This window comes from Pseudomonas sp. SbOxS1 (assembly GCF_013416725.1).
In the GTDB taxonomy this organism is placed as follows: domain Bacteria; phylum Pseudomonadota; class Gammaproteobacteria; order Pseudomonadales; family Pseudomonadaceae; genus Aquipseudomonas.
Window position 1 is genome coordinate 1 of sequence record NZ_JAAVXC010000031.1, and the last position, 8,166, is coordinate 8,166.

4 protein-coding genes are annotated in these 8,166 nt (G+C 62.2%); all 4 read right to left on the minus strand.

The features are described 5' to 3' along the window. Positions 1-549 precede the first annotated feature (549 nt). Entirely contained in the window at positions 550-1,875 is a 1,326-nt protein-coding gene (locus tag HFK74_RS24100; protein ID WP_180205671.1) for an OprD family porin, read from the minus strand. A 323-nt stretch (positions 1,876-2,198) separates the two neighbouring features. After that, positions 2,199-3,842 carry a fatty acid--CoA ligase gene (locus HFK74_RS24105; RefSeq protein ID WP_180205672.1) on the minus strand — a complete coding sequence of 548 codons (1,644 nt, stop codon included), beginning with the start codon at positions 3,840-3,842 and terminating at the stop codon, positions 2,199-2,201. 19 nt (positions 3,843-3,861) lie between these two features. Further along, on the minus strand, positions 3,862-5,640 hold the full coding sequence (locus tag HFK74_RS24110) for an acyl-CoA dehydrogenase C-terminal domain-containing protein (protein ID WP_180205673.1): 1,779 nt from the start codon (positions 5,638-5,640) through the stop codon (positions 3,862-3,864). A gap of 6 nt (positions 5,641-5,646) precedes the next feature. Next, on the minus strand, positions 5,647-8,166 hold a 2,520-nt coding region (locus tag HFK74_RS24115; RefSeq protein ID WP_180205674.1), incomplete at its 5' end, for an RND family transporter.

An 8,166-nucleotide genomic window follows, 5' to 3' on the forward strand; every position in this document is an offset into this window, starting at 1 on the left:
CGCGGTACAACAGACACACCGCAGCGCCTGGTTCGCCGGCAAGCCTGGCTCCTACAGGGTGAACGTGTACGGCTCCCGATCAGGTCGGCTGTAAGGCCGCCTCGCTTTGGCTGTTGATTTGGCTTTTGATTTTCTTGCCCCATCGAGAGGCCNNGGTAAACCGGCATGGATGCCGGTTTAGCCGCGCTGGGCCATGGATGGCCCAGCGCGGCGGGCCCACGGAGCAGGACCGGAGCGAGGGCATGCCGAGCATTAGCGAGGCACCGAACGCCAGGGGCAAGAGCCCTTGGTTACTTAGGGCCGGGCGGCGCTCCGTTTTTCCAAGTGACTCGCCGTAAGGGCGAAACCCTAGGTGGCCGTTACCGCAGGAATGGATATGTACTCGGTCAACAAAATCCAGGTTGGCTGTGAGGCCGTCTTCGCGGGCAAGCCTCGCTCCTACAGTGTGGATCAGGTACAGCCGTGAGAGGTGGGTCGGCTGCCAGGACGCCTTCGCCGGCAAGCCGGGCCCCTACAAGGGTTTCATTCGGCGTGAGGATGTAACGGCCGTTATAGCAGTGAGAGGGTGTAGTTGATGATGAACCGATTCTGATCAACATTGCGCCCGGCATCAGTGTTCGACTTACCATTGCGCACGCTGAAGGCAAGCCCCCTGAGCGAACCCGACTGAATCACATAGTCCAGCGTCATGTCACGTTCCCACTCGGACTGGTCTGCCGCGTTTTGCACCTTGATGTCCGTGCCCTTGAGATACGCCACTGACGCTTTCAGCCCCGGGATTCCCAAGGGCGCGAAGTCATAGGAGTACTGACCGAAACCGGTTTGCTCGCCGGCGCGGGCAAAGCTCTGGATCATGCGGTCGGTGGGCAGGTAGACGCTGCCGCCGCCTGCGCCTTTGTCCACCAGGCTGCCCTGGTTGGGCTGGACGAAGTTGCTGCCATCGCCCACTTGCTGGTAGCCGAGCGCAACGGCATGGCCACCGTTGGTATAGGTGATCATCGCGGCCCAGGTGTCGTTGTCGATTTCACCGTCGTTGTCCTCGGTGTAACCCGACACGCGATAACCTTGCGCCCGGCCTGCGGCGGAGCTGTTGGCACCACTGGAGGTGGTGCGGAAATAACGCAGGTCAGTGGTGATGGCGCTGGCACTGTCGATGGGCAGGATGTGGGTCAGGCCGACGAAGTTCTGGTTGTAGAAATCTTCCAGTTGCGCGAAGTAGTACTGCGCCTTCAGCGCCTGGGTCACCTGGTAGTCGCCACCGGCGAAGTAGAACTTGTTGCTGTCCTGGGTGCCGCCGGCAACCGACAGGCCGGTGCGATCGGTCGAGGCACGACCGACTGCGTGCTCAAGAACGCCACCGGTCAGGGTCAGGCCATCGATGTCTTTGGACGTGACCTGGCCGCCTGTGAAGGACTGCGGCAGCACACGGGCATCGTTGGACAGCAGAATCGGCAGCTTGGGCAACAGCGTGCCGTAACGCAACTCGGTCTTGGCGATGCGCATCTTCGCCGTAGGCCCGAAGCTGCTCCAGGCATCGGCCGCACCGTCACCCTTCGACGGAATCATGCCGCTGCCGACATGGCGACCGGCACCGCTGTCCAGGGTAATCCCTTGCAATGCCTGGGCATCGAGCCCGAACCCCAGGGTGCCCTGGGTGAACCCCGATTCATAACGCAGCACGAAACCCTGGGCGGCCTCTTCGGTTTTCGAAGGGTCGGCGCTGCCGTCGCGGTTATCACTGTTGAAGTACAGGGTACGCATGGAAAGGCTGGCCTTGCTGTCTTCCAGAAAGCCGCGTGCGCCAGGCTCTGCGGCCTGTGCGCCGATCGATCCACTGAACAACAGGATGGCGGCGGGTATTGCTCGTTTGAACATGCGGTACTCCTCAAGAGGGTCACGTCGAAATATTTGTGAAACTCTTAGAACATTTCGAGGCACGAACTTCAAACGAGATGAAAGTAATTTCCGTAGAGGGATAAGAGTTGTCGCAATGAGGTACGCGACCTCATGGTTTTTGCAAAACGTGCGGGGGGATTTTCATCGAAATCGGGAGGGCCATACCTCGGTGAAAGGTATGGCGAATGGCCCTTGTAGGAGCCCGGCTTGCCGGCGAAGAGGCCCGAGAGGTCTACGCAATATTCGAGAACGCCTTCGCCGGCAAGCCGGGCTCCTACAATGATTACACCGGTCGCAAAACCCTAGGCAAGCGCCTGTTCCCGGATCAGCTTCTTGTTGATCTTGCCGACACTGGTCTTGGGGATCTCGGCGACGAACTTGAACTGCTTGGGGATCGCCCATTTATTGATCCGGCCGAGCTCGACAAACCCTTGCAGGTGCGCCTCGAGGATCTTGCGGTCCAGGTATTGCCCGGGCTCACACACCACCAGGGCCATGGGTCGTTCGCCCCATTGTTCATCGGCAATGCCCACCACCGCGACCGACAGCACCGCCTCGTGTTCGCTGATCAGGCTTTCCAGCTCCAGGGAGCTGATCCACTCCCCGCCGGTCTTGATCACGTCCTTGATGCGATCCTTGATTTCCACGCCGCCCAACGGGTCGATGGACGCCATGTCGCCAGTGTGCAGCCAGCCGTCCTGCCACAGCTCGGCGCCTTTTTGCGGCTCCTTCAAATAGCCTTGGGTCAGCCATGGCGCGCGCACCACGATCTCGCCCAGGGATTCGCCGTCATGCACGACGTCATTGCCACTGGCATCGATGATTTTCAGATCGACCATCGGCACCGGGGTGCCAGTCTTGATGCGTGTCGGCAGTTGGGCCTGGAGCGGTAGCTGGCGGTCTTCATCGCGCAGGTAAGTCAGGCACAGCAGCGGGCAGGTTTCCGACATGCCGTAGCCGGCGTGCACCACCATGCCCTTGGCACTGGCTTCGCTGGCAAGGCCCAAGGGCAGCGCACTGCCGCCCAGGAGCATTTTCCAGCCGTCGAATCGGGCGGACTTGCCTTGCTCACAGGTGAGGAGCATTTGCAGGATGGTAGGCACGCAGTGGGAAAAGGTCACCTTCTCTTCCTGGTACAGCCGGACCAGGCTGTTGGGTTCGTAGCGGCCGGGGTACACCTGCTTGATGCCCATCAGGGTAGCGACGTAAGGCACACCCCAGGCATGCACGTGGAACATCGGGGTGATCGGCATGTACACGTCGTCGGAACGCAGCAGCGGTGTCCCCTGGTAAACGCCCAATGTGCCCACGGCATTCAAGGTGTGAAGGACCAGTTGGCGATGGGTGAAATACACGCCCTTGGGGTCGCCGGTGGTGCCGGTGGTGTAGAACAGCGTCGCCACCGAGTTCTCGTCGAAATCGGGAAAGTCGTACTGGTCCGGGCACTGGGACAGCAACTGCTCGTACTCGCCCTGCACCGGCAATGAAGTGGCGGATGCCTGGTCATCGGTGAGCTGCACAAAGCCTTTGACCGTGGTCAGCCGCCCCTGGATCTGCTCCACCAGCGGCAGGAAATCGTCATGCACCAGCACCAGGTCATCCTCGGCGTGGTTCATGGTGAACAGCACCTGCTCCGGCGACAGGCGAATGTTCACCGTGTGCAGCACCGCGCCGATCATCGGCACGGCGAAGAAGCATTCCAGGTAGCGATGGCTGTCCCAGTCGAGCAGGGCCACGGTGTCCCCGGCCTTGACCCCCGCCTCGGTCAGCGCATTGGCCAGGCGGCGGATACGCTGGTTGAGGGTCTGGTAGCTGTAGCGCAGTTTATCGGCGTAGACGATTTCCCGGCCCGGTTCGTAGCGCACCCCGGACAGCAGCAATTGCTTGATCAGCAAGGGATAGGCATAGGCGCCTTCGGCGGGTGGAATTATTTTTGTCGCCATCATGATTAAGGTTCCTTGTCCTTTAGAACTGGTCGGCTTGCAGCTCGTAGAGACAGTCGCTACCGGCCTTGACCGAAGCGCTCAACGAGTGGATACGCGGCAGCAACCGGGCGAAGTAGAAACGCGCGGTGGCCAGTTTGCTGGTGTAGAAATCGTCCTCGGCATCGCCGCACACGACGGCCTCGGCCATGCGCGCCCACATGTAGGCGTACGCGGTGTAGCCGAACACATGCAGGTACTCGACCGAGGCCGCACCGATTTCATTCGGGTTGCCCTGGGCCCGGTCCAGCAGCCACGCGGTCAGCTCGTCGAGGGTGTCCACGGCGGCGCTCAGCGGTTGGGTGAACTCGCCAAGCTCAGTGCGGGCGTTGGCGATAAAGTTGCGGATCTCCGACGCGAACAGGCGGTAGAGCGCCCCGCCGCTGCCGACGATCTTGCGCCCGGCCAGGTCCAGGGACTGGATGCCGTTGGTGCCTTCGTAGATCTGGGTAATGCGCACATCGCGCACCAGTTGCTCCTGGCCCCACTCACGAATGTAGCCATGGCCGCCGAACACCATCTGTCCGTGCAGGGTGGTTTCCAGGCCCATGTCGGTGAGGAACGCCTTGGCCACCGGGGTCAGCAAGGCCACCAGTTCCTGGGCGCGGGAGCACTCCTTCGGGTCTTCGCTGTATTTGGCGATGTCCAGTTGCAGGGCCACATAGCTGGAGAACGCACGGCCGCCTTCGTTCAGGGCTTTCATGGTCAACAGCATGCGGCGCACGTCAGGGTGGACGATGATCGGGTCGGCCGCCTTGTCCTTGCACTGCGCACCGGTTGGTGCACGGCTTTGCAGGCGGTCGCGGGCGTACGCCAGAGCGTTCTGATAGGAGCGTTCGCCCTGGGCCAGGCCCTGGATACCCACGCCCAGGCGCTCGTAGTTCATCATGGTGAACATCGCCGCCAGGCCCTTGTTCGGCGCATCGACGATCCAGCCAGTGGCGCCATCGAAGTTCATCACACAGGTGGCGGATGCCTTGATCCCCATCTTGTGTTCGATCGAGCCGCAGGACAGCGAGTTACGCTCGCCCAGGGAACCGTCGGCATTGACCAGCACCTTGGGCACCAGGAACAGCGAGATGCCTTTCGGGCCAGCCGGGGCATCCGGCAGTCGCGCCAGTACCAAGTGAATGATGTTCTCGGTCAGGTCGTGGTCGCCGCCGGTGATGAAGATCTTGCTGCCGCTGACCTTGTAGCTGCCATCCGCCTGGGGCTCGGCCTTGGTGCGAATCAGCCCCAGGTCGGTGCCGGCATGGGCTTCGGTCAGGCACATCGAACCGGTCCAGGTGCCGGCGTACATGTTGGGCAGGTAACGCTCCTTGAGTTCTTCACTGGCGTGCGCCTTGATCGACAGGCAGGCGCCGGCGGTCAGCATCGGGTACAGGCCGAATGACAGGCTGGCTGCGTTGACCATCTCTTCGACCTGCGCCGAAATCGCCTTGGGCATGCCCATGCCGCCGTACTGCGGATCACCGCCGACACCCACCCAACCGCCTTCGGCGAAGGCTTGATAGGCCTCGGCAAAACCCTCTGGCGCGGTGACCGAACCATTGCTCCAGGTACAGCCCTGCTCGTCGGTGGCGCGGTTCAAGGGTGCGATGACTTCGCCGCTGATCTTGCCGGCCTCTTCGAGAATGGCGGCGGCGGTTTCTACATCGATCACATCGCACAGGCCGGGCAACTGGGCCCAGAGCCGGGACACTTGAAAGACCTCGTTGAGTACGAAGCGCATGTCGCGCAGGGGAGCTTTGTATTCAGACATCTTGACTTACTCGGAAGTGGTCACGGCATGGGACTTGCCGGGACGTTCAGTGGATTCAATGATTTCGGCTGCCGCGACAGCACCGGGTTGCGGTGCCCGCTCACGCAGCAGGAAGTACGACAGGGCGGGAATCAGGATCAGCGCACCGAGCATGTTCCACAGGAACATGAAGGTCAGCAGGATGCCCATGTCGGCCTGGAACTTGATCGGCGACCAGACCCAGCACACCACGCCGGCCGCGAGGGTGATACCGACCAGCCCGACCACCCGGCCGGTGAACGACACGGCGTTGCGGTAGGCCTGGGACAGCGGCAGGCCCTGGCGCTGGAAGTGCAATTGCACGCTGAGCAGGTACAAGGCGTAGTCGACGCCAATCCCCACGCCCAGGGCGATCACCGGCAGGGTCGCGACTTTCACGCCAATGCCCATGGCTACCATCAGCGCTTCACAGAGGACCGAGGTCAGCACCAACGGCAGCAGCGCTACCAGCGTGGCACGCCAGCTGCGGAAAGTGATCAGGCAGAACAGCGTCACCGCCAGGTAGACGTACAGCAGCATGGTGCGGTTGGCCTCGCGCACCACGATGTTGGTGGCCGCTTCGATCCCGGCACTGCCGGCCGCCAGCAGGAACTGGCGATCGTCGGTGCTGTTTTCCTTGGCAAACTTGTCGGCAATCGCCACCACCGCGTCCAGCGTTTCAGCCTTGTGATCCTTGAGGAAGGCAATCACCGGCATCAGCGAGCAGTTGTTGTTGAACAGCTCCGGCGAGTTGACCGAGGCTTGCTGCGCGGCGTAGTTCAGCACGTCCTGGTTGCGCTGGATGCTGTTGAGCTTGGGGTTGCCCTCATAGGTGCCGGCGGTGATCTGGCGCACCGCGTTGACCAGCGAGGACGTCGCCTGCACGCCCGGATACTGCTGCAGTTCCCAGGCCAGGCGATCAGCTAGGACCAGGGTCTTGTAGTTCAGGCAGCCTTCCGGCGCGGTCTTGATCATCACCGCGAACAGGTCGCTGGACAGCGCGTAGTGACTGGTGATGTAGGCGTTGTCGCGGTTGTAGCGCGAGTCGGCGCGCAGTTCCGGCGCCCCGCTTTCAAGGTCGCCGATCTTCAGTTGCAGGCTGACCATGAAGCCGCCGATGCCCATCAGCACCGCGACCAGCACGGCGCCCGTGGCCCAGCGGCGTGTGGTGAAGCGATCGAGCAGGTCCCAGAGTTTGCCGAAGCCTTTATGGTGTTCGGCACGGGTGTCGATTTTCAGCGCGCGCTCGGCGGCCTTGGCACCGACGCCGACGTAGGACAGCGCCACCGGCATCAGCAACAGCGAGGTGAAGATCAGCACCGCCACACCGATACTCGCGGTGATCGCCAAGTCCTGGATCACCGGGATGTCGATCAGCATCAGCACGGCAAAGCCCACGGCGTCGGCCAGCAACGCGGTGACCCCGGCGATGAACAGGCGGCGGAAGGTGTAGCGCGCGGCGATCAGCTTGTGGGTGCCACGGGCGATGTCCTGCATGATGCCGTTCATCTTCTGCGCCGCGTGGGACACGCCGATGGCGAAGATCAGGAACGGCACCAGCACCGAGTACGGGTCGATGGCGTAGCCCAGCCAGGCGACGATGCCCAGCTGCCAAACGACTGCGATCAGCGAGCAGCCGACCACCAGCAGGGTGCTGCGCACGCAACGGGTGTAGGCGTAGATGATGACCAGCGAGGTGACCACGGCCAGGCCGAAGAACATCATCACCTGGATCAGGCCGTCGATCAGGTCGCCCATCAGCTTGGCAAAACCGATCACCCGCACCTTGTACGGGCCCTTGCCCTCTTCACCGGATTTACGCGCGGCGCTGTCGCCGGCGAACTCGATCTTGTCGCGCAATTGCTCTTCGAGCATCTGCGAGAACTGATGGTAGTTGATGCTCTGGCCGGTGGCCGAGGACTTGTCCAGCAGCGGCACGATCAGCATGCTCGACTTGTAGTCGCTGGCCACCAGGCTGCCGACGATACCGGCGCGGGAAATGTTCTGGCGCAGCTGTTCGATTTGCTCGGGCTTGCCCTCATAGGTATCGGGCATTACCGGGCCACCCTGGAAGCCCTGCTCGGTGACTTCAGTCCAGCGCACCGCCGGGCTCCACAGCGACTTCATCCACGCACGGTCGACGCCTTCGGTGAGGAACAGCTGGTCGTTGACCTGCTTGAGCACGTCCAGGTATTGAGGGTCGAAAATATCGCCCTGGGTGTTCTCCACCACCACCCGCACCGAGTTGCCCAGGCCGCGCAGTGACTGGCGGTTCTCGAGGAAGTTCTGGATGTACGGCTGGCTCTGCGGAATCATCTTTTCGAAGCTGGGGCGCAGTTCCAGGCGGGTCACGGCCATGAAGCCCAGGACCACGGTGGCCAGGGCCATCAGCAGCATGAACAGCGGCCGATAGTTGAACACCAGGCGTTCGAGCAGGTTGCCGGAGCGGCGGTCGAAATCCCGCAGCTCGCGGATCACCGGCATGGCGTCTTGTTTGATATTGCCCAT